General features: G+C 44.1%; 24 protein-coding genes. 10 read left to right on the top strand and 14 right to left on the bottom strand.

Annotation, left to right across the window (positions count from 1 at the left end):
* Positions 1 to 9: 9 nt before the first annotated feature.
* The 5 genes from hisS to rlmN form a co-directional block, all read right to left on the bottom strand.
* Positions 10 to 1,308: a histidine--tRNA ligase gene (gene hisS / locus ACAM37_RS04415; RefSeq protein WP_201664113.1), complete on the bottom strand. Its 1,299-nt coding sequence runs from the start codon at positions 1,306 to 1,308 to the stop codon at positions 10 to 12.
* A gap of 46 nt (positions 1,309 to 1,354) precedes the next feature.
* The gene (gene ispG, locus ACAM37_RS04420; protein ID WP_369626688.1) at positions 1,355 to 2,470 is read right to left on the bottom strand and encodes a flavodoxin-dependent (E)-4-hydroxy-3-methylbut-2-enyl-diphosphate synthase; all 1,116 of its coding nucleotides are present in this window, start codon (positions 2,468 to 2,470) and stop codon (positions 1,355 to 1,357) included.
* Between the two features lie 64 nt (positions 2,471 to 2,534).
* Positions 2,535 to 3,443 (bottom strand): helix-turn-helix domain-containing protein, encoded by a 909-nt coding sequence (locus ACAM37_RS04425; protein WP_369626689.1) that lies wholly within the window; start codon positions 3,441 to 3,443, stop codon positions 2,535 to 2,537.
* Position 3,444: 1 nt separating this feature from the next.
* A complete protein-coding gene (gene pilW, locus ACAM37_RS04430; protein WP_369626690.1) occupies positions 3,445 to 4,395 on the bottom strand; it encodes a type IV pilus biogenesis/stability protein PilW in 951 nt (316 codons plus the stop codon).
* A gap of 216 nt (positions 4,396 to 4,611) precedes the next feature.
* Positions 4,612 to 5,811 (bottom strand): dual-specificity RNA methyltransferase RlmN, encoded by a 1,200-nt coding sequence (gene rlmN, locus ACAM37_RS04435; protein WP_369626691.1) that lies wholly within the window; start codon positions 5,809 to 5,811, stop codon positions 4,612 to 4,614.
* 285 nt (positions 5,812 to 6,096) lie between these two features.
* Between rlmN and dusB the strand changes: the two genes are divergently transcribed.
* The 3 genes from dusB to ACAM37_RS04450 all read left to right on the top strand — a co-directional run bounded on the left by dusB (position 6,097) and on the right by ACAM37_RS04450 (position 8,954).
* Positions 6,097 to 7,095 (top strand): tRNA dihydrouridine synthase DusB, encoded by a 999-nt coding sequence (gene dusB, locus ACAM37_RS04440; RefSeq protein ID WP_369626692.1) that lies wholly within the window; start codon positions 6,097 to 6,099, stop codon positions 7,093 to 7,095.
* Positions 7,096 to 7,284: 189 nt separating this feature from the next.
* Positions 7,285 to 7,923: a peroxiredoxin gene (locus ACAM37_RS04445; RefSeq protein ID WP_007115366.1), complete on the top strand. Its 639-nt coding sequence runs from the start codon at positions 7,285 to 7,287 to the stop codon at positions 7,921 to 7,923.
* A 197-nt stretch (positions 7,924 to 8,120) separates the two neighbouring features.
* On the top strand, positions 8,121 to 8,954 hold the full coding sequence (locus tag ACAM37_RS04450) for an META domain-containing protein (RefSeq protein ID WP_369129151.1): 834 nt from the start codon (positions 8,121 to 8,123) through the stop codon (positions 8,952 to 8,954).
* Positions 8,955 to 9,011: 57 nt separating this feature from the next.
* Here the strand turns inward: ACAM37_RS04450 and rlmKL are convergent, their stop codons facing one another.
* The 5 genes from rlmKL to queC all read right to left on the bottom strand — a co-directional run bounded on the left by rlmKL (position 9,012) and on the right by queC (position 14,320).
* A complete protein-coding gene (gene rlmKL / locus ACAM37_RS04455) occupies positions 9,012 to 11,258 on the bottom strand; it encodes a bifunctional 23S rRNA (guanine(2069)-N(7))-methyltransferase RlmK/23S rRNA (guanine(2445)-N(2))-methyltransferase RlmL (RefSeq protein ID WP_369626693.1) in 2,247 nt (748 codons plus the stop codon).
* Between the two features lie 82 nt (positions 11,259 to 11,340).
* Positions 11,341 to 12,471 (bottom strand): mechanosensitive ion channel family protein, encoded by a 1,131-nt coding sequence (locus tag ACAM37_RS04460; RefSeq protein ID WP_369626694.1) that lies wholly within the window; start codon positions 12,469 to 12,471, stop codon positions 11,341 to 11,343.
* Positions 12,472 to 12,541: 70 nt separating this feature from the next.
* Complete coding sequence (locus ACAM37_RS04465) at positions 12,542 to 13,042, bottom strand: peroxiredoxin (RefSeq protein WP_369626695.1); 501 nt, start codon at positions 13,040 to 13,042, stop codon at positions 12,542 to 12,544.
* A 145-nt stretch (positions 13,043 to 13,187) separates the two neighbouring features.
* Complete coding sequence (locus tag ACAM37_RS04470; protein WP_096488976.1) at positions 13,188 to 13,502, bottom strand: hypothetical protein; 315 nt, start codon at positions 13,500 to 13,502, stop codon at positions 13,188 to 13,190.
* 107 nt (positions 13,503 to 13,609) lie between these two features.
* Positions 13,610 to 14,320 (bottom strand): 7-cyano-7-deazaguanine synthase QueC, encoded by a 711-nt coding sequence (gene queC / locus ACAM37_RS04475; RefSeq protein ID WP_369626696.1) that lies wholly within the window; start codon positions 14,318 to 14,320, stop codon positions 13,610 to 13,612.
* Between the two features lie 281 nt (positions 14,321 to 14,601).
* Between queC and ACAM37_RS04480 the strand changes: the two genes are divergently transcribed.
* Positions 14,602 to 15,477 carry a DNA/RNA non-specific endonuclease gene (locus tag ACAM37_RS04480; RefSeq protein ID WP_369626697.1) on the top strand — a complete coding sequence of 292 codons (876 nt, stop codon included), beginning with the start codon at positions 14,602 to 14,604 and terminating at the stop codon, positions 15,475 to 15,477.
* A gap of 60 nt (positions 15,478 to 15,537) precedes the next feature.
* A complete protein-coding gene (locus ACAM37_RS04485; protein WP_369626698.1) occupies positions 15,538 to 15,807 on the top strand; it encodes a hypothetical protein in 270 nt (89 codons plus the stop codon).
* 66 nt (positions 15,808 to 15,873) lie between these two features.
* On the opposite strand, the gene ACAM37_RS04490 is transcribed toward ACAM37_RS04485, so the two are convergent.
* On the bottom strand, positions 15,874 to 16,653 hold the full coding sequence (locus ACAM37_RS04490; protein ID WP_369626699.1) for a MipA/OmpV family protein: 780 nt from the start codon (positions 16,651 to 16,653) through the stop codon (positions 15,874 to 15,876).
* 130 nt (positions 16,654 to 16,783) lie between these two features.
* Positions 16,784 to 17,890 (bottom strand): RNA-guided endonuclease InsQ/TnpB family protein, encoded by a 1,107-nt coding sequence (locus tag ACAM37_RS04495; RefSeq protein WP_369626700.1) that lies wholly within the window; start codon positions 17,888 to 17,890, stop codon positions 16,784 to 16,786.
* A gap of 48 nt (positions 17,891 to 17,938) precedes the next feature.
* Between ACAM37_RS04495 and tnpA the strand changes: the two genes are divergently transcribed.
* The 4 genes from tnpA (at position 17,939) to ACAM37_RS04515 (ending at position 21,717) form a co-directional block, all read left to right on the top strand.
* A complete protein-coding gene (tnpA, locus tag ACAM37_RS04500) occupies positions 17,939 to 18,349 on the top strand; it encodes an IS200/IS605 family transposase (RefSeq protein ID WP_144917722.1) in 411 nt (136 codons plus the stop codon).
* Positions 18,350 to 18,576: 227 nt separating this feature from the next.
* On the top strand, positions 18,577 to 19,761 hold the full coding sequence (locus ACAM37_RS04505) for a metal ABC transporter solute-binding protein, Zn/Mn family (protein ID WP_369626701.1): 1,185 nt from the start codon (positions 18,577 to 18,579) through the stop codon (positions 19,759 to 19,761).
* A 216-nt stretch (positions 19,762 to 19,977) separates the two neighbouring features.
* A complete protein-coding gene (locus ACAM37_RS04510) occupies positions 19,978 to 20,772 on the top strand; it encodes a metal ABC transporter ATP-binding protein (RefSeq protein WP_369626702.1) in 795 nt (264 codons plus the stop codon).
* A gap of 63 nt (positions 20,773 to 20,835) precedes the next feature.
* Positions 20,836 to 21,717, top strand: coding sequence for a metal ABC transporter permease (locus ACAM37_RS04515; protein WP_282849560.1), 882 nt, complete (start codon positions 20,836 to 20,838; stop codon positions 21,715 to 21,717).
* 76 nt (positions 21,718 to 21,793) lie between these two features.
* On the opposite strand, the gene mnmA is transcribed toward ACAM37_RS04515, so the two are convergent.
* Entirely contained in the window at positions 21,794 to 22,969 is a 1,176-nt protein-coding gene (mnmA, locus tag ACAM37_RS04520; protein ID WP_369626703.1) for a tRNA 2-thiouridine(34) synthase MnmA, read from the bottom strand.
* 260 nt (positions 22,970 to 23,229) lie between these two features.
* Between mnmA and ACAM37_RS04525 the strand changes: the two genes are divergently transcribed.
* Positions 23,230 to 24,342, top strand: coding sequence for a metallophosphoesterase (locus ACAM37_RS04525; RefSeq protein ID WP_312175957.1), 1,113 nt, complete (start codon positions 23,230 to 23,232; stop codon positions 24,340 to 24,342).
* Between the two features lie 72 nt (positions 24,343 to 24,414).
* On the opposite strand, the gene ACAM37_RS04530 is transcribed toward ACAM37_RS04525, so the two are convergent.
* Positions 24,415 to 24,972: a TetR/AcrR family transcriptional regulator gene (locus tag ACAM37_RS04530; protein WP_096488966.1), complete on the bottom strand. Its 558-nt coding sequence runs from the start codon at positions 24,970 to 24,972 to the stop codon at positions 24,415 to 24,417.
* Between the last annotated feature and the right edge of the window lie 55 nt (positions 24,973 to 25,027).

The raw sequence follows: 25,027 nt of genomic DNA on the forward strand, positions 1-25,027 counted from the left end.
TCAGATAGATTAGATAAAATCTGGATTTTCGCTAAAGAGTGTGTCACTCGCGACCGTAATTTGGTCACCGGTTGCCATTTTTTTGATGGTAATTTGCTGGTTAGCGACTTCATCTTGCGCGATAATCACTGACAAGTGCGCACCTGATTTGTCGGCTTTTTTCATTTGCGCTTTTAAACTCGTGGCACTTGCCATTTTCACGCGAAGATTTGAGCGTCGTGTACGTAGCTCATGGGCAAATTTGATGGCATCGGTGTAAACATCAGGATGGGCGACCACAAATACATCACAGGCAGGTGTTGCCTCAAACGGATGCACCTTTTGCATGAGTAACAACAAACGCTCAAGCCCCATGGCAAAACCTACTGCCGGCTCGGAAGCGGCTGGTTTATCACTGCCAATGGCTTTGATTTGTCCAATAAGCCCATCATAACGCCCCCCAGCACATACCGTGGCTTGGCTACCTAGCTGGTCAGTCGTCCATTCAAATACGGTTTTATTGTAATAATCTAAACCGCGTACCAGTTTTGGATTAATCACAAAATTGATGCCGACTGCTTTAAGATACTGTTGCAAGGCTTCAAAATGCTGCTGGCTTGCTGCCCCCAAAAAGTCAGCAAGCTTTGGGGCGTTCTCTAAAATTTGTTGGGTATTTTTATCTTTACTATCTAAAATGCGTAGTGGGTTGGTGGTTAAGCGGCGCTGACTATCTTCATCCAATTGAGATTTTTTATCGGTTAAAAAGTCCACCAAGGCTTGGCGATACGCCAGTCGTTCGTCTATCTCACCCAAGCTATTAATCTCAAGTTGAACCACATCTAAAATACCCAATTTTTGCCACATTTGGTAGGTCATGATAATGAGCTCGGCATCAGCATCCGCTAATTCACTGCCAAAACTCTCAACCCCTAATTGGTGAAACTGACGATAACGACCTTTTTGCGGTTGTTCATAGCGAAACATAGGCCCGATGTACCAAAGTTTTGGATTGTCACCCCGCAATAAGTTATGCTCCACCACGGCACGTACCGCGCCTGCCGTGCCTTCAGGGCGTAGCGTCAATGCCGTGGGTGGGTTGGATTTGTCATAAAAACTATACATTTCCTTTTCGACAATGTCAGTGGCATCGCCAATCGCACGGGCAAATAGCTGGGTTTCTTCAACGATTGGGAGGCGAATTTGCTCAAAGCCAAATTGATTGAGCACATCGATAAGGCTGCTTTCAAGTTGGCGCCACTCACTCGATGGGCGCGTAGATTCTGTCTCAATATGTAAGATATCATTAAAACCTTTAATGGATTTTAACATGGTCAATTTCCCAAAAATGCAAACTAAAAAATAAACGATACAAAAATTATTTAACCCGTAAAATCTCATTGGCGCGCTGCGCTTCACGTTCAGCCACTTTCTGACGGACCATGGCTTCAATCTCGTCAGCAAGCTTGGTGGTATCAATCAAATGTGATTTTTCCCCATTTTTATATACTAGGCTATTTGGACTAGCACCCACCACGCCGATATCCGATTCTTTGGCTTCCCCTGGACCATTGACTTTACAGCCAATCACCGATACATCCATTGGCTCACGGATATCTTCTAGGCGTTTTTCTAAGTCCATCATCACCCGAATCACATCAAACTCTTGGCGTGAGCAGCTGGGGCAGGCGATAAAATTCACCCCATTACTACGGATACTGAGTGATTTTAAGATATCAAAACCGATTTTAATTTCTTCTTCTGGCTCAGCGGCTAGCGAAATACGCATGGTATCGCCAATACCTTCTAGCAGTAGTCCGCCTAACGCAATCGCAGACTTAACGGTACCTGTGCGATATACCCCCGCTTCTGTCACACCTAAATGCAGGGGATTGTCAACTTGTGCAGAAATCAACCGATACGCATCCATGGTCAAAAACACATTACTGGCTTTGACTGAGATTTTGAATTGATCAAAGTTATTACGATCTAAAATATCAATATGGCGCATCGCCGATTCAAGCATGGCTTCACCCGTGGGTTCACCATATTTTTTTTGGATGTCTTTTTCTAGTGACCCCGCGTTTACGCCAATGCGCATACTGATGCCATGATGCTTAGCGGCGGCAATCACTTCGCGCACCTTTTGTTCATTGCCGATATTACCTGGGTTGATACGTAAACAGTCTGCACCTGCATCAGCCACCGCCAGTGCAATTTTATAATCAAAATGAACGTCTGCCACCAGGGGCACAGAAACTTGTCTTTTGATTTCGGCAAAGGCGGCAACGGATTCCATGGTAGGGGTGGAGACGCGCATCAGATCAGCACCGGCATCGACACAGCGCTGAATCTGTGCCACAGTGGCATCGACATCACAGGTATCAGTATTGGTCATACTTTGCACACTAATGGGGGCGTCACCGCCTACTGCGACATTACCGACGTAGATTTTTTTGGTGAGTTTACGTTTGATGGGGTTATGCGCTGACATAGGCGTTCCTATTATTATAACTATTATAACGAATGATTTAGCGTATTTTTAAAGTGATAAGCCGTTAAGGTTTTAACGTAAAATTGGCTTTATCGTTTTGGGCATAATTGCTTAATTTAATCGGTTGTTTGTTCAAATCCAAGCTCACGTTGCTGGCTTTGTCGATATTGACTTGAAACGGCGCTTGACCTGTCAATTGGTAACTACCGCGTGCTTGCTCGCCATCTAAAATCGTATTGCCTGTCGCATCCACAATGGTGATTTTGGTGGTGTCTTTCACAAAAATGTCAATCGAAGCTTTGGCACCAGCTTGCCCTGTCGCTGCTGTACCACTGGCGTTATCAGCACTCACCGCGACACCAGTAATGGCAGATCCGGTTGCGGGTAACCCACTGGCAGTCACCGTGTTTGTCACAATCGCTGAGCCTGCATTGTTAAGCGACGCACCGCTGATTTGGTCTTGGGTTGGCATACTGGCAACAGCACTAGCGGGCGCTTGTTCAACCGAGTCATTATGTGCTTTGCTAACTTTATTAAAAATAAAAATCGCAAGCCCCAATACCAATAAAATCCCACCAATGACAAAAGGGTTAATACGCACACTGGGACGCGCTTCACGATTAAGCGTGCCCATCGGCTGCATCGGGGCATTGATGACCGTGGCATATTTTTGTTTGAGGGTAGCGGGGTACTGGGCATCAAAACTTTGCGCGACCAGATTTTTATCCAAACCCAAAAAACGCCCATAGGTAGTGGCAAAACCGCGCGCAAAGGTAGGCTGTGGCAAGGCGTCAAAATCATTGGCTTCAAGCGCCCGAAGATGACTTTTTAAAATGAAAGTTTTGGCAGCCACATCGTCAATCGATAAGCCTTTTTTCTCACGGGCTTGTTTAAAACGCTGACCCAACAGTTGGGTTGTGTCATGAACAGGGGTAGAGTTTTGTTGATTGTCGGTGTTATTGCTGTTTTCCATCTTATTTCCAAGTTGACGTTGGGGTTAAAAGTCCAGAACGAATCTGCTTTGCTTCATCGCTTAGTGGATAGCGGTCTAAAAGCTGCTGCGCTAATTTTTGTGTTTCCATAGGATTGTTCGCAAGTTTGGCAAGCCTAATCCCTTGCGATAAAGTGCGCGGGTCAAGGTTGGCTTGACCAATAATTTTAACCAAATCATTATACAGTGCCTGCGCCTCCAAAAATTTGCCATCGGCCAATAAAATATCAATAAGCTCTGTACGGGCGACGATGCTTTGGCGGTTGGCATCGAGCGCTTTGATAAATGATTGTATCGCCAGTGGTTTGTTTTTTACCTTTAATGCCGTACGCCCTAAATTCTCTAACGCACTGGCACGACCGTCATACCCTAAGGCAGAACCCGCAATTTGAAACTGGGCAATCGCTTCTTGGTTACGACTGAGTTGGGCGAGATAGACGCCATAATTGTTGTTTGCTTGACTAAAGTCAGGATTGAGGGCGATGGCGTTTTTAAAATAAGCTTCGGCTTTTTGCATATTGCGCGGGCTGCCTTCTTGCTGCAATAACACGCCCATCATATCATTGGCTTCTGCTGACTTTGGATAAGACTTTAATGCACTCTCTAACTGTCGTTTGGCATCGTCTAATTTACCACCACGAATATATTCAGCGGCAATCGCGGTGCGAATTCTGGCGATTTCTTCTGGATTTTTTTCCCAACGACTGGGGTCACTGGCAGTAACTGTCTGCGTGGTGACTTGTCGGGTAGTGGTACAACCGGTTAGGCAAAGGCTGAAGCTTGAAAGGCCAATCATACCTACCGCAAAAACCTTCGATAAAAAATTTGATTTGCCCGGCATTTTATCGTCATCTATATCGTTGTCGTGTAATTGACACAAAATAGCAGGTTGACTGTGGTATAAATGAGTTTGACGTGAGTGACATGGTGGCATAACAAACTTACTCATAATCAAATGAACTAAATTGAATAATTAAAAATTTTGACAGTCGATAACCAATTTTAATCGTCGATAAAACCCAATAGCAAAACAAGCCTAGCATTAAAAATGGAAAAATGGCTATTACTATAGCAAAAAAACCATGATAACACCAACCGATAAGGCTAACTTGCGCCTTTATCACGCCAAACTATTATAATGATAAAAGATTTAATAAGACGCTTTAGATTGTAAAGTTTTGGACACTTTTTCTTGCCATTGTTTTGCTCGGCGGGTTTTATCGGTGACTTGCCCGACCAGTTGTCCACATGCCGCATCAATGTCATCGCCACGGGTTTGGCGAATGGTACAGACAAAGCCTGCTTGGTTCAAGATATTGCTAAACGCATGGATACGATTGTTACTAGAGCGTCCGTAAGGCGCATGCGGGAACGGATTAAACGGAATCAAATTAATTTTGCAGGGCAAATCTTTGAGTAGATTGACCAGCTGGCGGGCGTGTTCATCAGTGTCATTAACGTCTTTTAACATCACATATTCGATGGTGACGTGCTTTTTATGACGGGGGTTTTCGTCATATACATAAGATTTGGCGGCGGCTATCAGCTCTTTAAGTGGATATTTTTTATTGATGGGTACCAGTTCGTTACGCAGTTCGTCATTGGGTGCATGTAGGCTGATGGCAAGTGCCACATCAATGTCTTTGGCGAGCTCATACATCTTTGGCACGATGCCCGATGTTGATAAGGTGACGCGGCGTTTGGACAAGCCAAAACCAAAATCATCGAGCATCAATGACATACTGGCTACTACAGGCTCATAATTTAACAGCGGTTCACCCATGCCCATCATCACCACATTAGTAACCCGATTTTCACGTTCAGTGACAGGCACATTTTCCATATAAGACTGGTTGGCCACCCACAGCTGTCCGATAATTTCGCTAGGGGATAAGTCTCGCTCAAAGCCTTGTTTGCCGGTGCTGCAAAACGAGCAGTCAAGCGCACAGCCGACTTGTGATGAAATACACAAGGTTTTACGTCCAAACTGTTTATTATCGTCAGCAGGAATGAGTACAGTTTCGACCAGCGAGCCACCTGCTACTTCAAATACCCATTTACGGGTGCCATCTTCGCTAAATTTTTTAAACTTGACAGTAGGTGGGGTGACAGTTGCCACTTCGTCCAATGTTTCTTGTAGTTTTTTGGACAAATTCGTCATTTGATAAAAATCGGTCACGCCAAACTGATAAATCCACTTCATCACTTGGGTGGCGCGAAACGGTTTTTCGCCTAGATTGGCAAAAAATTGTCCAAGCTCAGCCTTACTCATGCCAAGTAGATTGGTTTTTGCGGTAAGGTCTTGGGGATTGACCATTTCTGGGTTTTGAATGACAGGAATTTGGGTCATAGCGGTCGTATAAGCGTGTCAAATAAACAAGATAGTATACTAAAATCTCAACTATTTGTCATGGTAAAACATAGTGACTTGTCAGCGGCTTTATATACAATATCTTTACCTCTCATATATTGCCCAAATTGGCATCGCTAAATGGGTAAAATATCGACAAATCAAATAGCGACGAATCAAATAGCGATAATAAGAATTATCATGATTAGGCATAAAAATGCCAATAACCACTTCCATTAAAAGTTATAATGTTCCCCCATTTTTGAGCCCATCATTGGTTTTTTTATGTCCAACCATCCATTGCTCACTCCCCTCAATATCGGCGACCAGACCATCGCCAACCGCATCATCGTTGCCCCGATGGCAGGCGTCACTGATAAGCCTTTTCGCATGCTGGCTAAGTCCTTTGGCGCAGGGCATGCTGTGTCAGAGATGATGACCTCTGATGCCACGCTATTTGCCCATCACAAAACGCTGTATCGTGCCAATTTTGAGGGTGAAATCGCGCCTATTTCTGCGCAAATCGCTGGGTCTGACCCAGAAAAAATCGCCGAAGCGGCTCGCTATCAAGTTGCCAATGGGGCGCAAATTGTCGATATCAATATGGGTTGTCCGGCAAAAAAAGTTTGCAAAAAGCTTGCTGGTTCAGCGCTACTCAAAGATGAAGACTTGGTCAAGCGACTATTGGATGCCACGGTCAATGCAGTGGATGTGCCAGTCACGCTAAAAACCCGTCTAGGCTATGCCAATGGCGAAGAAAATATTTTGCGTGTCGCACAAATGGCAGAAGAGGCAGGTATCGCCATGATTGTGATACATGGACGCACCCGGGAAGATAAATATTTGGGCAGCGCTCGCTATGAGTTAATTAAAGAGGTCAAAAATCTTCTCACCATTCCTGTTATTGTCAATGGGGATATCGACAGCCCGCAAAAAGCCAAACAAGTATATGAACAAACAGGCGCTGATGGCATTATGATTGGGCGAGCAGGGCAAGGACAGCCTTGGATTTTTCGCGACATTGCGCATTATTTAAAGACCGGTGAAGTCTTGCCCAGTCCAACAATGGATGAGTTAAAAGAGATTGTATTAAGCCATTTGCAAGAGATTTATGCGTTTTATGGTGAATACTCGGGGTGTCGTATCGCTCGTAAACATATTGCTTGGTATACCTCAGGCATTGCCAATTCCAATGCGTTTCGCCAAGCCATGTATGAAGAAGATACCACCACTGGGCAGTTTAACGTGGTTGCGCGGTTTTTAAAGACCGCGAAATTTGATTAAAACCTCCACTATAAAACAGTCAATCGTAGCGCGCTTATGACTTTTTAGAAACAAAGATTCGCAAAAAGTCATTATTGATGAATTTAAAATCTGTTAAAATTTTGCTGAGTCTCTGTGATAGACCGATATCAAACAATAACCACATATTATTAATCAAATCAGATCAAATCAAATCATAAGGAGTCAGCGATGGCACAATTACGAATTGGCGACACGGCACCAAATTTTGACGCACAAACCACCGAAGGCAATATCAATTTTTACGATTGGCAAGGTGATAACTGGGTGGTTTTATTCTCACATCCGGCAGACTTTACCCCAGTTTGTACCACGGAGTTAGGACGCACGGCATCATTGGGTGATGAATTCAAAAAGCGCCATGTCAAACCGATCGCATTATCAGTCGATAGCGTCGAAGATCACAAAGCTTGGGCAGGCGATATCTCAGAAACCCAAGGCTGCGAGGTGAATTTCCCCATCATTGCAGACGCCGATAAAAAAGTATCGGAAGCTTACGACATGATTCACCCAAACGCGTCAACCACGCACACGGTTCGTAGTGTATTCATTATCGATCCACAGCATAAACTGCGGTTAACTTTCACTTACCCAGCCGCCGTAGGTCGTAACTTCAATGAAATTTTACGGGTGATTGATGCCTTGCAATTGTCAGATAATTATGGCATTGCAACCCCAGTTGAGTGGCAAGACGGGGACGATGTGATTATCCCGCCGAGCGTCAAAAATGAAGAAATCGCGGCGAAATTCCCAAAAGGTCATAAAGAAATCAAGCCTTATCTGCGCACCACGCCACAACCGAATAAATAACTGTTTATGTTAAGACTGTTTATGTTAAGTTTAAAATCAAAAACCTAGTCGCTTGACTGGGTTTTTTTATGCCAACTCTCCCATTAAAGATACTCAACTAAACTTAAAGGTACTGAACTAAATTTACAGAACGGATGCTGAGTAACCATAAATATTTGGCTAAACTTCGATTAATGGTCTAATAATGGATATAAACAATGATAAACAATCAAGTTAAAGGCGGCTTTAAAACCAGCGCATTGCTAATGCTTGCCCTGACGGGTTGCCAAACGGTGAATACTAACCTATCAGCACCTATTGAAAGAGTGCCGTACGTGCAGCTGCCCATCTTTATCGGCTCTACCCCCACCACTAATTCTTTACAGAGTTATGATTGGCAGCTTAACAATATCAATAGCACAGATCCGATTACGTGGAATGGTTCATACTTGCAAACACAGAATGGCAAAGTCACGCTAAACTTTAACCAAAATCACATAACCTATAATGTAGGCTGTAACCAATTATCAAATCAATATAGCCTAAGCAAAAATACCATGCAACCCATCGGTATAGGTATTAGTACTTTAATGGGTTGTGGTGAATTGCAAGCACCGGAACAATGGCTTGCTAAACAGATGCAAAGCCCAAGTGAGCTACAAATAATGGAAACTCAAGTAGATGCAGTATTGTGGCAAACCACGGCTGATGGTAGCTGGCTTCAGTGGGTAGGTAAATTAAAGCCTGAAGTAAAATACGGCAAAGGGGAAACCGTATTTTTGGAGGTCAAGCCCAAATGGCAGTATTGCGATAAGGTAACGGATAGAAAATGCCTAGAAGTGCGTGACATCAATTATGACGCTCAGGGATTAAAGACAGCGGTGGGTCAATGGTATCTTCTCGATGCGCCTATCATGGGTTATCGTCATGACGAAAGCGCACAGCGGGTTTTACGCTTGACTCGCTATCGCACACCGCCCACCGATACCAAAGGCTATGGCAACCTTTATCAGCTTGATAGTGTGATTGAAACCAAGACTCTGGCAAAATAACCGAACTCATCAAAAAAAGCGATGGCTAATACGAGTCATCGCTTTTTTATTGGCAAATTATTTGTGGCGAATCGCCCATGACTGGTGAATAGGGCGTTTACTATCAAAATCAAAGCCGATGGTTTGGTTGGTCATTTCTTCAACGTGATAACGGTTGTTGATTTCGTCATCTAGCACAAATTTGGTAAAGTTATTGGAAAAATACAACACGCCATCAGAGGATAGGCGATTCATGGCACGGTTGATGAGCGGTACGTGGTCGCGCTGCACATCAAACGTACCTTGAAATTTCTTGGAATTAGAAAAAGTCGGCGGATCGATAAAAATCACATCGTACTGCTCAGTATTGCTTTTAATCCATTCAAAAATATCTTGGGCAATAAACTGGTAGCTTGGCAAATCTGGCAAGCCGTTTAGGGCAAAATTTTTGCGTCCCCAATCCAGATAGTTTTGTGATAAATCCACCGATGTCACCGCTTTTGCCCCGCCCAATGCCGCATGAACGCTGGCAGTACAAGTATAAGCAAACAGATTAAGCACCGTTTTACCGCGTGCGTTTTCTGCGATAATTTTTCGGAGGCTGCGATGGTCAAGGAACAACCCCGTATCCAAATAATCGCTAAAGTTCACCAAAAAATACGCCCGTTGGTTGTTGGCGGTTGGCTCGCTGACCACATGGAATTTACCCGAATTGGCTTTTTTCTCATACTGCTCATTGCCCGATTGGCGGGCGCGGGTTTTGATAAACACTTGCTCACGGTTCACTTGTAAGGCTTCACGCACGCCATGCAGCGCTAGATTAAAGCGTTTTTTGGCGGTTTCTAACGGGATTGATTTGGGGGCAGCATATTCTTGCACATGCACAAATTCGCCATATACATCCACTGCTACTTTAAAGTCGGGCAAATCGGCATCATACACCCGCAGATTGGTCACGGCTTGTTTGTGAGCCAGCTTACGCAGATTGGCAAGATTTTTTTGTAGTCGATTGATAAAATCTTGACCTTCTTCTACAGCGATTTCACGCTTTTCAAAACGCGTAATCAACGGTGTATCTTTGCTCTTTAACAGCTCACCATAACGAAAATAAACGGTGATAGCACCGTTATGACAGCGTAGGGTTTTTGGCTCGGCAAGGGGTAGTACGTCGGCTTGTTCAACTTTGGCAGCGAGGACACCCAAAGTCACTTTGGCAGGGCTGTCTGCAAACAGGGCTTGTAATTTTTTTCCCAAGCCTTGATACAAGGGTTTAATCAATTCTTCTTCACCCAGACGCTCACCATAGGGTGGATTGGTGATAAACAGGGGATTGACCCAGCCATTGACTTGTTTTTCTAGTGCCAAATTAAGGGTCGCCAGTGAGCGCTGCTGCAAGGTAATACGGTTGATGATAGGCGTCAAACCTGCGGCGATTAAATTTTTATGCGTGGCTCGAACCGCGCCTGAGTCCATATCAAAAGCAAATACCGCGGGCATCTCGCCATTTGCCATGGCATTTAGGCGATGATGAAAACGGGTTTGCGCGTCTTGCACCATAGCCTCCCAAAGGGCAGTATCATGATGTTGCCATGCATAAAACCCAAATTGGCTATCGGCTTTATCCAGTCCTACGGCATAATCTGCGCTCATCAGCAAGGCTTCAATAATCAGCGTGCCTGAGCCGCACATCGGGTCGACAATACTGTCAAATTGGGTGGTGTGAAAATTCACGCTATAGAGTAGGGCAGCCGCCAAGTTTTCTTTGAGTGGCGCTTCAGTCATCGCAGCACGATAACCACGGCGGTGCAAACTGGTACCTGATAAGTCTAAATACAATTCAGCTTGTTTGTCACCCACCGTAGCGACAATGCCAAAATCGGGGTTTTTATCGACATTGGGGCGACGACCGAACTGCTCATTAAATTGGTCAGCAATCGCATCTTTAACGCGCAGCATGGTGAATTGCTGGTTGGCTTGTACGCGCTTATCTAGGGTCAAACGAATCGCAAAGGTCTGCTCCAAATCAAATAACTGGGTCCATTTGACAGTTTTGGCAAAGGTATAGAGCTGTTCTGCAATATCGTACTCGGGATTGATGTTCTTTTTGCCCAGTGGTAACAATACCCGCGATGCCACACGAGACCATAGACAAACTTGATAAATCTGCGCTAGCGTCAATGTCGCCATCAGCCGACCCGTGCGCTCAATTTGTGTATCTATACCAAAGCTTGCCAGCTCAGTTTGCAGGGGAATCTCTAGCCCATCGGCACAAGTGATGACAATGTGAAAAGTTTGCCCAACGGGCGTTGTATTGCTGTCTGTCATAAATACTGCCAAAAAAAGTCAAAGTTGATTAATGGCGTATTTTAGCATGATTAGCAAAGGACAAATGACAGAATGTCTGAAATTATGGGCAAGTTTTTACCGATGGGGCTGCTTCGCTTGGCATTGCGCTTGGCATTAAAAGCTGCATATGAGGGTAAGGTGTGGCAATGCCGGCATCATCGAGTGCTACTTTGATTTGTTCGCGTAGATTTTCTTTGATAAATGGCATTCGAGATACGTGTGGCGGATTGACCCAAAACCGCACGATAAAAAACACCCCAAAATCGCCAATTTTATCCACTGTCGCCGTGGGCGCAGGACGCTCTAATACCTCTTTGGTGTTGGCTAAAATATCGAGAATGATAGCGCGAGCAGTTTCGATATCCGCTTCCAACGCGATACGCACTTCAATATCAAAACGAATCAGATTTTTGGCAGTTAAATTAATGACTTCGGCTGAAGCAACGGTTGAATTGGGGAAAATCACGGTGATATTGTCACGGGTCAAAATTTGGGTAGTGCGCAGGGCGATTTGCACCACTTTGCCTTCTTTTTCATTGATGCTGACCCAATCACCGACTTGAAATGACTGCTCAATCAAAATGGTGATACCGGCAATAAAGTTGGCAAGTGTGGCTTGTGCCGCAAAACCCACTGCGATACCTGCAATTCCAAGACCTGCGACCACAGACACAATATCAAAACCAAACTGCGACATCACCGAGGCAATCCATAATACGATGATGAGCATGGACAACAAATTGTGCAGTAGTTGTTCAATCGACGCGTTTAGCCCATAATTTTTGAGCATTTTTTGCATCAAATAGCCGAGGTTGTACCACGCCATATAAAAAATCACTGACCAAATACCGGCTTTGGCAGTGGCTTTGACTGTCTCAGGTTCAAAATTAAGCTGACTCATCACCGCAAGCAAACTTGAAAACAACCACATCAACCGTGCGATGAGCCTTAGCGATTGGCTGTATTTACTGTCTTTGGCGATAAAACGGGCAGAATTGATGAGCAATAAACTTAACCGATAGACCACGCCCAAAATTGCCAACAGCACCATAATTTTGATGCCTGTGCTGGCAAGTTTGGAGAGATACAGCGGCCAATTAACCGCTTCGTCTTCGAGCGAACCACCGACTGCTTTATAGACGTCATAATACAAGTCGTGATAGATATTTTTAAAAAATTGGTTCACGGACATACAATGAGTGATCTCGAGTCAAAAAATCAAAATAAAATAAGGCGTTTGGGTTAATTTAGGTTAGTTTGGGTTAAAGGGTGGGCAATATCGCAAGTAATTTATCCATATGCCCCTTGGCGCGGACATTGCGCATCTCATGAACCAGTTTGCCTGCGTTATCGAAAATTAACGTTGAACGCACCACGCCAAGGCTGACTTTACCGTACAATTTTTTTTCAGCAATGATGCCAAAATATTGGCAAAGCTGTTCATCGGTATCACTCACCAGTGCAAAATTAATCTGTTGGTTGGCGATAAATTTTTCATGGCTTTTGACACTATCTCTTGATACGCCAATCACTTGGTAGCCAAGCTGCTGCAATTGGGTCAAATGCTGGCTAAAATCTTGCGCTTGCCCACTACAGCCTGAGGTGTTGTCTTTTGGATAAAAATACACAATCAAACCTTTATCTGACTGCTTTGCGTAGTCTTGCAGGTTGATTTGACGCTGGATAAATTGCGGCTTATTTGTAGAATGACCGCTGGTATCCGCTTCAACCGTGGTGACCAAAAAATTGGGTAGTTGAGTCATGGGCATTTCCCAAGCAAAAATTGAATTAACAATATCAGAAAGCCAGATTGAGTACAAACTTCTTCATGCGACAAAACAAAAAAAGACCAGTAAACAACTGGTCTGGTGGCGCGGCTCTATCGATTATGGACTTGATTGTAGCCGATTAGGGACGGGCTTTATTAAATTTAACGCCGTTGCCACACGCTTTCATACGCGCACTGATAGTTTGGAAAGTTTTGTTTTGGCGAACATCTTTGCCACTTTTTACCCAGGTATCAAGCTCATTTTTTTGCGCTTGGGTGATTTTTGCTTGTTCATCTACCACACAAGTACATACTTTTTTTGCAGAAGCGGCATCAGTGATGTGTTTATCGGTCATTTGGGTGGCGCAAGCATTGACGTATTGTGGGTTGGCGGCATGTGCGGCAAACGGCAAAACCATGCTAGCAAATAGGGTCACGATGGCTGAATGTTTCATAGTTTATCCTCATAAGAGACAGCAGTATAGAACAGCAGGTGTTCAATCGTACAATGGCTAGCTTTACCGTTGACGCAATAAAGCTGGCAGGATTTGATGATGATAGATTACTGATAAATCGTTGAGTCATCTATTTCAGCTTGTAAAAAACCTTGCTGACGTAGATAACAGCTATCGCAGTGTCCGCAGGCGCGTCCTTCGCTATCTGCGCGGTAGCATGAGACGGTCAATGCATAATCCACCCCCAGCGATACCCCGAGCTTAATGATTTCTGCTTTACTTAAATGCAACAATGGCGTTGCAATGTGGAGAGGATTGCCCATCACACCAGCTTTGGTAGCGAGATTTGCCATCTTTTCAAAGGCTGCAATATATTCAGGACGACAGTCAGGATAGCCTGAGTAATCGACTGCATTGACGCCAATCACAATGGCATTAGACTGTGTCACCTCTGCCAATGCCAGCGCATATGACAAAAAGATGGTATTACGCGCGGGTACATAGGTAATTGGAATGCTGTCATTATGCTGATTATCGCTAAAATCTGTTTGTTTGGCATCGGGTACCACCAGCGAAGCATCGGTCAACGCTGAGCCACCTAATTGTGCCAAATCAATATCGATAATACGATGGTTGACTTGGGCAGTCACAGCGATTTTTTTGGCGGCATTAAGTTCGCTATTGTGGCGCTGACCGTAGTTAAAGCTTACCGCTGTGACGTTGGCATAATTGGCTTTTGCCCAGTAAAGGCAAGTCACGGAATCTAGCCCGCCCGAGAGTAAGACGACGGCGTTTTGTGGTGTGGTTGATGTACTCATAGAGAATTTACTAACGACAAAAGGTGTATTTTATCAGAACTGAAGCAATTGTTGATGGGAAAATATTGGGATAAAAGTAGTCAACGCAATATTAGCCAAAAAACATTTCAAAAAACTGCTATCACTGCCAGTAAATATTTGCGTATTCCACTAAAAAAACTTATAAAATAACCAAGAAGTTTTAAACCGAGCTTTAAACTACGTTATCTGACACTTTAGCCCAAACCATACCATTGTCGTCATTGCATCATTTTTTATTTTTTCTTTGTTTAAGGTCACTCATGATAGTTCAAACCCATTTTGTTAGCCATACTGCCATCTTATCAGCCATAAGCGTTGGCTTGCTGTATTTGACAGGTTGTAGTGTTGCGCCCTCAACCGCCAAGCCCGATAGCAATACTATTAATACCCCTGCCACTATTCCTAACACCCAAGCGAACCCAGATACCCAAGCACTCACCACGCGTTCGCTAGACAAGGCGCTACAAAAATGCGCCAGCGAGTTTTTGGAGAAAACCCAGCCGACAATTACTGCTAAGCTATCGCAAAAAACCTACCCCCTGTGCTTTAATGGCTTCGCGGTGATGTATTCGGGTGTCACCAAAACCCCGATTTGGGTCGCTGAGCATTTAACACGACAACGAATAACGGCTGCCAAAACCTTGGTCAGAGAGGATAACTTTCATGAAGAAACTCGCCTGCCAACCGAGGTGCGTAGCTTATTGAGCGATTATACCCGTACCGGATTTGACAGAGGGCATTTAGCGCCCAATGCTGATATGGCAAACACGGACTCACAATTTGATAGCTTTAGTTTAGCCAATATTGCCCCACAAACACCTGACAACAACCGTAAAACTTGGGTAAAAATTGAAACACAAACTCGCAACCTGACCAACCAATACGGCTCAGCTTATGTGGTGACAGGGGTGGCATTTCTAACACCGGAAGTCAAACGGCTAAAAAATCGTGTGCTGGTGCCATCGCATTTTTTTAAAGCGGTATATTTGCCATCACAACATCAAGCGATGGCATTTTTTAGCCCGAATGATGATAGCGGAACCGTTGAAAAAATTAGCCTAAGCACCCTTAAAAAACGCACCGGGGTCAATGCATTTCCCAGTTTGCCAAGCAATGTAGCGACTATTGCACCATAACCACAAGCAGTAATTAGCAAGTCAAAAACTAGCAAATCAGCAACTAAACAGGGGAAAAAGATGAGTGCTTTTAAACCATTTCAAAATGATAGCCAAAGCGTCGGATTGGGCGAATTTACCCTTGAGAATCAAGGAGAGCAAGTCAATCTCTATGGCAGTGCGACCTTTACGTTGGATAAACAAAGTTTAGCCACGGCAAGACAATTGCAAGATGTGTTGAGCCAAATCATTGCATATTTAGAAGCCCATCAAGCGCAAACGCTAGAAAAATCTGCCACGCAACAGCAGCAAGCATCGCACGTGGACGAAGTGAATAACCCTTTCTTATAAAGAAAAAAAGCGCAAATCAAACAATTTGCGCTTTTTATGGGCAGCTATTTATGGGTAAGCTAGGCATTAAAACTGATAGTTAAAGCCAATTTTAGTTTTGCTATCGACACGATTATCAACCAGTGGGCTGTCTTTTTGCTCATCGCTCAAATACTCTAAATGCTGACTGATAAACGCACTCCAACGTGGCGAAATGGCGTAACTGGCACTGACATTGACATAGGGGGTAACGCTACTATCAGCGTTATAAGCTTTTATCCCTGTTATTCCTGTGCGTAGCGATTCTTGCTCAGAAACACCAAAGTAATAATTATTGTACTTGTCATTGTACCACTGCAGTCCTAACTCAGGGTAAATGGTGATTTTATCGTCCATTGCTTTAAATCTGCTCAAGTGCGCCACTTTTGCGCTAGTACCATCACTGCGACCTAATGCATCAGTTTCCACTTGCGCTTTAAAGCCACCATACGGGGTGATGCGCATATAGCTTGTACCTACCATAGCAGACCATTTACGCTCATCAAGTCCTTTTAAAGCCGCTGTGCTCGCATCGTCTGGATCAAATGAACGGCTATCGTAGCTTGCGGTTAATCGCCATTCGTTTTGTGCGTCTTTGTAGGGATAATAACCTGCTTCACTGCCTTCAATGTAGAGTCGATTGTTGTCATAAAATGCCTGTGGCATTATCGTAACATCATTGTCCTTGTCGTACGCGTAATTGTTGATTGACGCGTTTAACCCTAGTTTAAAGCGGGCATTGGTATCCAATGGCATGGAGGCTGCGTAGGCAAATGTTGTGCCCAATATACTGGCAAGTACCAGACAAGGCGCGAAAAATAGTTTCATAAAAACATCCTGTGAGAGTGGGTCATACAAAAAGTGCTGACAGGCGTAAAGCGTAGAAAATAACAACCGATTTGCCTGTGAACCATACAGCAATGTGATGAATTTATTATGGCTTGACTTCCTCCCCTCCCTAAAGTGAGGGGATTCCTTCTACAAGACGGTTAAGCCCAACCGCAAGAATGTTCTTACTGGCGTTAATATCTCTATCATGCCGTGTGCCACACGTTGCACAAGTCCATTCTCTTATTCGCAAACCTGCTCTACCTTTCGGACTGTTGCTGTCTATTTGACCGCAACACGAACAAGTTTGGGTAGTGTATCGCTCTGATACGATTTCAAAACGACAACCTGCGTTCTCGCATTTGTAATTCAGTTGCCTTTTGAGTTCAAACCAACCTGCATCGTAAACCGATTTGGCTAGTTTGCCTTTTTTACTGTTAAATTGGGTGGTTTTAACGTCACCTACCACGATTAGGGCGTTATTTTTGACTAATTGGGTGGTGAATTTGTGGATTAGGTCTTGCCGTGTATGTTTGATTTTGGCATGGATCGCTTTGACACGCTGTTTGTTTTTGGCACGTTGGGCGGTGGCTAACGCTTTGGCATATTTGAGCGTTTGCTTGATTTGTAGTTTATCGCCATTTGAGGCGGTGGCACTGTCTTTTAAGCCTAAATCAATCCCAACGCTACCCATTCCGCAAGTAGTTTTAGGGTATTGTTTGACGGTAATACACGCATACCAACGGTTACGGCTGTCTTGGACAATTTCCAGCGTGTTGATTTGATATAGGCTAAGGTTGTAGCTGTCCCATAGATCAATGACTAGCTTTTGCCCTTTGGCTAAAGATAGTTGTAAGGTAGATTTTAAGCCCTTTTTACCAGTTTGGTGTGTGGCAATGTGCTTAATGGCGGATTGTTTGAATGGTAGCCAACCTAAGTTTTTACGCTTTGATTTTGGGTTGTTGGTTCGCCATGACAATTTAGCTTTTTTGGATTGGCGACGCGATTTGGCGTGGGTTTCATTGATGGCTTGAATAGTTTGAGAATGTAAACCAAGTAACTCACCGCTACCTTTGGTGTAGTCGTTTAGGTCATAAGCACTAAAGAATTTGCCAGTTTTTTGTAGGTGTCTATAACTCAAATCATTGACATAATTCCACACGAAATTAACCGAACCGCTTAGGCGGTTAAGCTTTGCTGTGTGTTTATCTCGTATGCGTAGCTTGAGTGTTTTCATGGGTTCAAGTATAATTAGATTTTTATATTCTATAGTTGGTCTAAATATATGTCAAACGATTTAAGAATTGGTAGGCACGTTGTTTACAATCTTCATGTGCATTTGGTCTTTGTGGCTAAATACCGCAAAAAAGTATTCACTAAAGAGATTTTAGACGACATGCAGGTTATCTTTGAGAAAGTTTGTTCAAAGTTTGAGGCGCAACTAGTAGAGTTTGACGGTGAAAGTGACCATGTGCATTTACTGGTGATTTATCCGCCTAAAGTGGCTATTTCTAGTTTAGTGAATAGCTTGAAAGGCGTGTCTAGTCGGTTATTGCGTAAGAAAGAATATCCGTCTATCAAAGAACAGTTATGGGGCGATGCGTTGTGGTCGCCTAGTTATTTTGCAGGTAGTTGTGGTGGTCCTCCAGTTGAGATTATCCGCCAGTACATTGAACAGCAAAATACACCGCACTAAATACCATCTGTGTGTAAGCATGATTGCGGAGTTGCCTTATATCCACCGCCTGAAGTCGGTGGTTTTACGGCAACAGAGGATAAAAAGGTCAGCGCAAATAGTTGAATTTAAAGGTGCGATAGATGAAATCCAAGCCAGCATAAATTATTGAGCTACCTTGAGAACACTATTAAAATGTTATAATATAACATTTTTAATCTTCTCAATACTTGATTGGGCGACCCAGCATGATAAACGCATTGATTAACAAATATGCTTTTTTTAGCCGACCTTTACTACTAAGGCTACTAAAAACCCCCACGATTGCAGGGGTGACATTGACGATGAGCCTATTAGGAGGATTAACAGGCTGCCAAAAGCAAATTGATAATCAATCCCCTTCAACGCAATCAGCCTCAAATCAATCCGCATCAAATAGCTCAGCTACAACAGTCTCATCAAACCCCGTTATTGATACCCAATTACCCACGGTGTATGCCACCACCAATGTGTGGGGTTCGGTGGCTAAAGCGGTCGGGGGAGATAAAGTTAACGTGATTGTGGGGGTCGATGATTTATCACAAGATCCGCATGATTATCAAGCCACAGCGACCGACAAGCTTAATATCACTAAATCCGCTGTCATGCTGGTCAATGGTGGCGGTTATGATGATTGGGGTATGAGCTTAGCTGAGTCGGTAAGTCACAAACCTGTAGTGATTAATGCCGTCGCACTTTCAGGACTCTCGCCTAACACGGACAATGCGGCAGATGAGCCTGCCAGCGACCAACACCAACACGATACTCAACAAGAAATAAAGACCGCTGATCCGCAACCATCTGATCATCCTCACGTGCTCAGTGAGGGGCCCAGTGAAGTGCACAGCGAAGTACATAGTCACTCGCACGGTGACTTCAATGAGCACGTGTTTTTCTCCCTTGATACAGCAAAAAAAGTGGCTGAAGCGGTCAACAAGCAATTGGCGGCAACATCACCTGCCAATCAAGCAATTTATGCAAAAAATACCCAACACTTTATCCAGCAAATTGATGTGCTTAAAGTCAAAGCCAAACAAATCGGACAGCAAAAAGCCATCACTGCCTTTGCTACTGAGCCTGTCACTGGGTATTTGCTAGCCGATATGGGCATCAAGGATATGACGCCAAAAGCTTATGTCGTGCAATCAGAGACGGATGCAGGGGTATCGGTCAAAGTGCTCAATGACAGCAAAAGCCTGCTGAGCAATAAACAAGTCGGCCTGTTGGTGGTCAATGCCCAGACCGAAGATGCCACCTCAAAGCAACTCATCACATTGGCGAAGGCATCAACAGTCCCAGTTGTGGCGGTCTATGAAACGCTGCCCGATGGCGTGACAAGCTATACGCAATTTATTGAAAAAACCCTGGATGATTTTGCAGCAGCGACGCGCTAATTTTAACTAGCCTAAAAATAGTAGCCTAAAACTTTTAGGCTGCCTATAAATGCGTTTGGGGAAAAATTTGTGTTAATGGGTATAGTGTTGGCGGGTTATCGCTTATAATGCTTAATTTTTAGCCCAGATTTTTTGCAATGTGATATTGCCAATCAACCATCCTCGCCTTTAGGATCTTGTCGTTAATCTTGCCGTTAGGATGAAGAAGTAGCCACCATGCCCATGTCAACCACCAAAATACCCAGTAGCGAGCGGCAGTTTGCGCAGGCTATTCATTGCCAATCGTTTGTCAAACTGCCACAGTCACAGCAAATCATTTTGCAAGTCAAAGATGCCAGTATGCACTTTGGGCAACGTCTGCTCTGGCAGGATGTCAATTTTTCGATTTTATCCGGTGAATTTGTGGCATTGCTCGGCGCCAACGGTACAGGCAAGACGACATTGCTGCGAAGTTTACTCAAACTTGTGCCACTATCAAGTGGTTCAATCACGCTTGGCAAAGATATTCGAGTGGGCTATGTGCCTCAGCTCAAAGACTTTGCGCCAAAACTACCGATTCGGGGTAGGGACTTGGTGCAGCTAGGGCTAGATGGGGAAAATTATTTGTTTGGTCTATTTAGCCCGAAAAAAACCTTGGGCGGTTTTTGGCAGACAGCAAAACAAAAAAAATACTTGGTGGATAAAGCCATTGCGGAAGTCGGCGGTGAGTCATTTTGTGATGCACCACTTACCATGCTGTCGGGTGGTGAGCAGCAGCGCATGCGTATCGCCCAAGCCTTGGTCGCTGAGCCTGATGTTTTGTTGATGGATGAGCCGCTGCTGAGCCTTGATGTGGCAAGCCAGTATGTGGTGAGTGATATTTTAGCCCATCGCAAACAAGCACATCATACCGCAATTTTGATGATTAGCCATGAACTCGAGCCGATTATACCTTTGGTAGATAAAGTGGTGTATCTTGAAAATGCGACTGCCAAGCTCGGTGGTGTCGACTTAATCAATCGATTTCGCTAATTTATTTGCTTCAATCAAAAACAAGCCATCACATTCGATGGTTTTTTAACTTTTGGAATTTACATGCTGCTCACAACTTGGCTACATACCATCATCAATTTTGATAACTTTGCTGAGCTGTTGCCCTTGGTGTCGACGTCCATCGTGGCCGCGGTATTGTTGGGTGTGATGGCGGGATTCATGGGACCGATGGTTCAGGCACGGGACATGGCGTTTGCCGTGCATGGGACAGCAGAGCTGTCGTTTGCAGGGGCGGCGTGTGCCTTATGGTTAGGGTCTTCAGTGACGCTAGGTGCCGTCATTGGGGCGGTGACGGCTGGCATGGTGCTAGGGGTCATGGGGATTGATGGCAAAAACCGCAACTCAGTGGTGGGTATTTTGTTGCCATTCGGGCTTGGGCTGGGGGTGTTGTTTTTATCCTTGTATCAAGGGCGCTCCTCCAATAAATTTGGCTTATTAACCGGGCAAATTGTTGCAATCACGCCCGCTGAATTGCAGTCGATGTTAGTGGTTGCGGTGATTGTACTGTCAATCATTGCCATATTTGGTCAGCGCATGTTATTTGCCGCAGTTGACCCGCAAGTTGCCCAAGCGCAGCATCTGAATTTAACATTTTTATCTTTGCTGTTTATGTTTGCGCTGAGTCTTGTGGTGGCGGTAAGTGTGCAGTTTGTCGGTGCATTGCTGCTATTATCGTTACTCATCACACCTGCGGCCGCGGCAAGTCAAGTGACGGCTAGACCCATCTATGTCTATTTGTTGTCCATGCTGTTTGCCATCATCGCTGGGGTCGGCGGGATATTACTATCGTTAGGACCTGGACTGCCGATTTCACCTTATATTACCACCATTTCGTTTGTGATTTATTTAAGCTGCTGGGGAATTGGCTACCTACGAAAAAAAGCAGGGTGGAATAAACGCTTAGCCGCAAAAAACTTTTCTTAATCAACAGGGTATAAAAAAAGCGCAAATGGTATCAATTTGCGCTGTTTGTATCTTACTGTGTATTAAACTTTAAACTTTAAACTTCAGCTAGGCTAGTAGGGGCATCGATGGTTTGAATAACGCCACCGCCTAAACAGATGTCATCTCGATAAAACACACAAGACTGACCGGGTGTCACCGCGCGCTGTGGCTCGTCAAACACCACTTTTATGGTGTCACCCGTTTCATCAAGGGCAAAAACTGTACAGGCTTGATCGGGCTGACGATAGCGCGTTTTGGCGGTACAGCGATAGCCTTGGGCAGTAAACAGTTGGGCGGGTGCATCAACCACCCAGTCAAGCTTATAGGCAGTCAATTCGGTGGATTGTAACATCGGATGGTCATGCCCTTGACCAACAATCAGGCGATTATTATCCAAGTCTTTGTGCAACACAAACCAAGGCGCCTCATCTCTATCTTTGACCCCACCAATACCAATACCCCCACGTTGACCGAGTGTGTAATACATTAAGCCATCGTGGGTGCCGATTTTTTTGCCATCATCGGTATAGATATCGCCTTTTTGAGCGGGCAAATACTGCTGTAAAAAGTCTTTAAAGCGTCGCTCGCCGATAAAGCAAATACCCGTAGAGTCTTTTTTCTTCGCAGTCGCTAAATCATACTGCTCAGCAATACGGCGTACTTCAGATTTTTCTAACTCACCCACAGGGAACAAGGTTTTGGCGATTTTATCGCCTGCCACCGCGTGCAGAAAATAGCTTTGGTCTTTATTGTTATCAAGTCCGCGCAGTAGTGGCGCTTTGCCATTTTCATCACTAAAACCGCGGCGCGCATAGTGACCGGTGGCAATATAATCCGCCCCCAAAGTTAGCGCATAATCCAAAAAGGCTTTAAACTTGACTTCTTTGTTGCATAAAATATCAGGATTTGGGGTGCGACCGGCGCTATATTCCGCCAAAAAATGCTCAAATACGCGATCCCAATATTCCATGGCAAAGTTGGCGGTATGTAGCTTAATGCCGATTTTATCGGCGACCGATTGCGCGTCGGCAAGGTCAGTCATAGCGGTACAATACTCGGTACCGTCATCTTCTTCCCAGTTTTTCATAAACAAGCCTTCAACGTCAAAGCCTGCTTGTTTGAGCAAAACGGCGGTGACAGAAGAATCAACGCCCCCTGACATCCCCACAATCACGCGGGTTTTGGCAGGGCTCGCCATATCAGATAAATTAACAGCAGTTGAATAAGTCATAATTTTTAAAAGTGCCAAAAGCGTTATTATAGCAAATTTATTGCTTGTTAAAAATTAATAAACCTGCCACAATACCGTTATCGGATGAGCCGATATCGAAAAAACCCAACTTATTCTCGTAAGTTGGGTTTTTTAATGCGCAAATTATATTAATTGATTTTTTCAAATTCACTGATTGGCTTTAATAGATAAAGCGACATTGTAAATTCACAAACATTCTTTATATAACCTTTACTTATGATAAAAAATTTGGGGCTGGTATGCGTTGGATATTTCTGACCGTCATTGTATTGTTGTTTGAATTGTTTACTTATGGCGCGGGGCGGGGGCTGCAGTGGTGGGCAGGGTCTTGGTTATCCGATCGCTCTTCTCGCTATTTGATGATTAGTCTATTTGTGATAAGTAATGCGTTATTGGTATTTGGCATCGCACGATTGACGAGCTTTGGGCTTAAGCTGTCTATGACTTGGCTGACTATTTTGTGGTTTGTCATCATGTCGATGGTGGCGGTGGGCATTATCAATTTGGTGTTGATGAAAGTTGCCCCGCAATTTTTTAATGCCGTGAGTTATCAAATTTACGGGGAACGCATTTTGTTGCCGCTGGTGTTTTTTGGCATGGTGTTGATGGGTATTTATAATGCTTATACACCCACCATTCGTCATATCACCTTGACTGCCAATCAGCCACTTGCTAAACCTATTCGGATTGGGATGGTTTCAGACCTGCATTTGGGTCTAATGGTCGGTGAGCGGCAAATTAACCGATTAACCGATATGGTAAAAGCACAGAACGTGCAACTGCTGCTCATGCCTGGCGATATCATGGATGATAATGTTGATTATTATACCTCGCAAAATATGCAGCCCGCGCTGCAACAACTAGCAAGAGCAGTGCCAATGGGCGCGTATGCCACACTAGGTAATCATGACATGTATGGGCATGAAGGCGAGATTCGCGATGCGATCCAAAAAGCCAATATTACCTTATTGGCAGATGACAAAGTGTTGGTTGATAATCAGTTTTGGTTGGTAGGACGACTGGATAATCATGCCAGTTATCGTAAAGCGACCAAGGACTTAATACCGTCAAATACGGATAAGCCGATAATTTTACTTGACCATGAGCCCAATGAGATTGAACAAAACGTACAATTACCGATTGATTTGCAAGTGTCTGGACATACCCATAATGGGCAAATATTTCCTGCCAATTTCATTGTCAAATTCTTAAATCGTTTGGGTTACGGCTATGAACGTATCAACAATACCGATGTGATTGTAAGCTCGGGGTATGGTTTTTGGGGAGTACCGTTTCGGCTAGGCTCGCAAGCGGAGCTTTGGGTGATTGATTTAGTCGGTAAAAAATCCTAAAGAGGACTTTAGCGCTTAAAACTGGCTGCTAATGAGCGTATCGAGGTTATTGCAGATTATGATGATGAGAGATTACTGTATAGACACTGTCTGCATCATCAGTTGTATGTTGCTACGAATATCCTCGAGTGATATGTGGTGGTCTTGCTGCAGACAGTAACTTAAATTATTTAATATAATCCCTGCATACGTATGCCCTTGAAACTCCAAGTCGCCTGGGCGTCCATGACGCTTAGCATGCTCAATATAATTTTGTTTGATTAACGCATACATATCATCATATAAATGGATATTTGGGGTTTTGATTTGCCAAAAAGCCAGTATGCGTTGTTTTTGCGCGTGAATAAACGCCCAAAATTGTTCCAAACACATCAGTAAATTTTCTTGACTGGCGACACTAAAGCGTTCAGTTAAAAACTTCTCATACACTTGGCGAAAATTACTCACCATTTTCTCCGCCAGCGCCTCTTTACTGGCATAATGACGATAAAAGGTTGAGCGATTAATCGCTGCAGTATCTAAAATATCTTGGACCGTGATGGCGCGGTAACGTTTCTGCTGCAGTAATGCCAGAAAAGCTTGCTCGATATGTTGTTCAGTCTTAATGACCCGTAAATCATTTTCGTTCATCGCTTTTTGGTATCCTTACGCTCTTTATCATACGCTTTATGTCTTAGCCTTTAAA

Origin of the sequence: Moraxella sp. K23 (assembly GCF_041154765.1) — a bacterium.
GTDB lineage: Bacteria > Pseudomonadota > Gammaproteobacteria > Pseudomonadales > Moraxellaceae > Faucicola > Faucicola tetraodonis.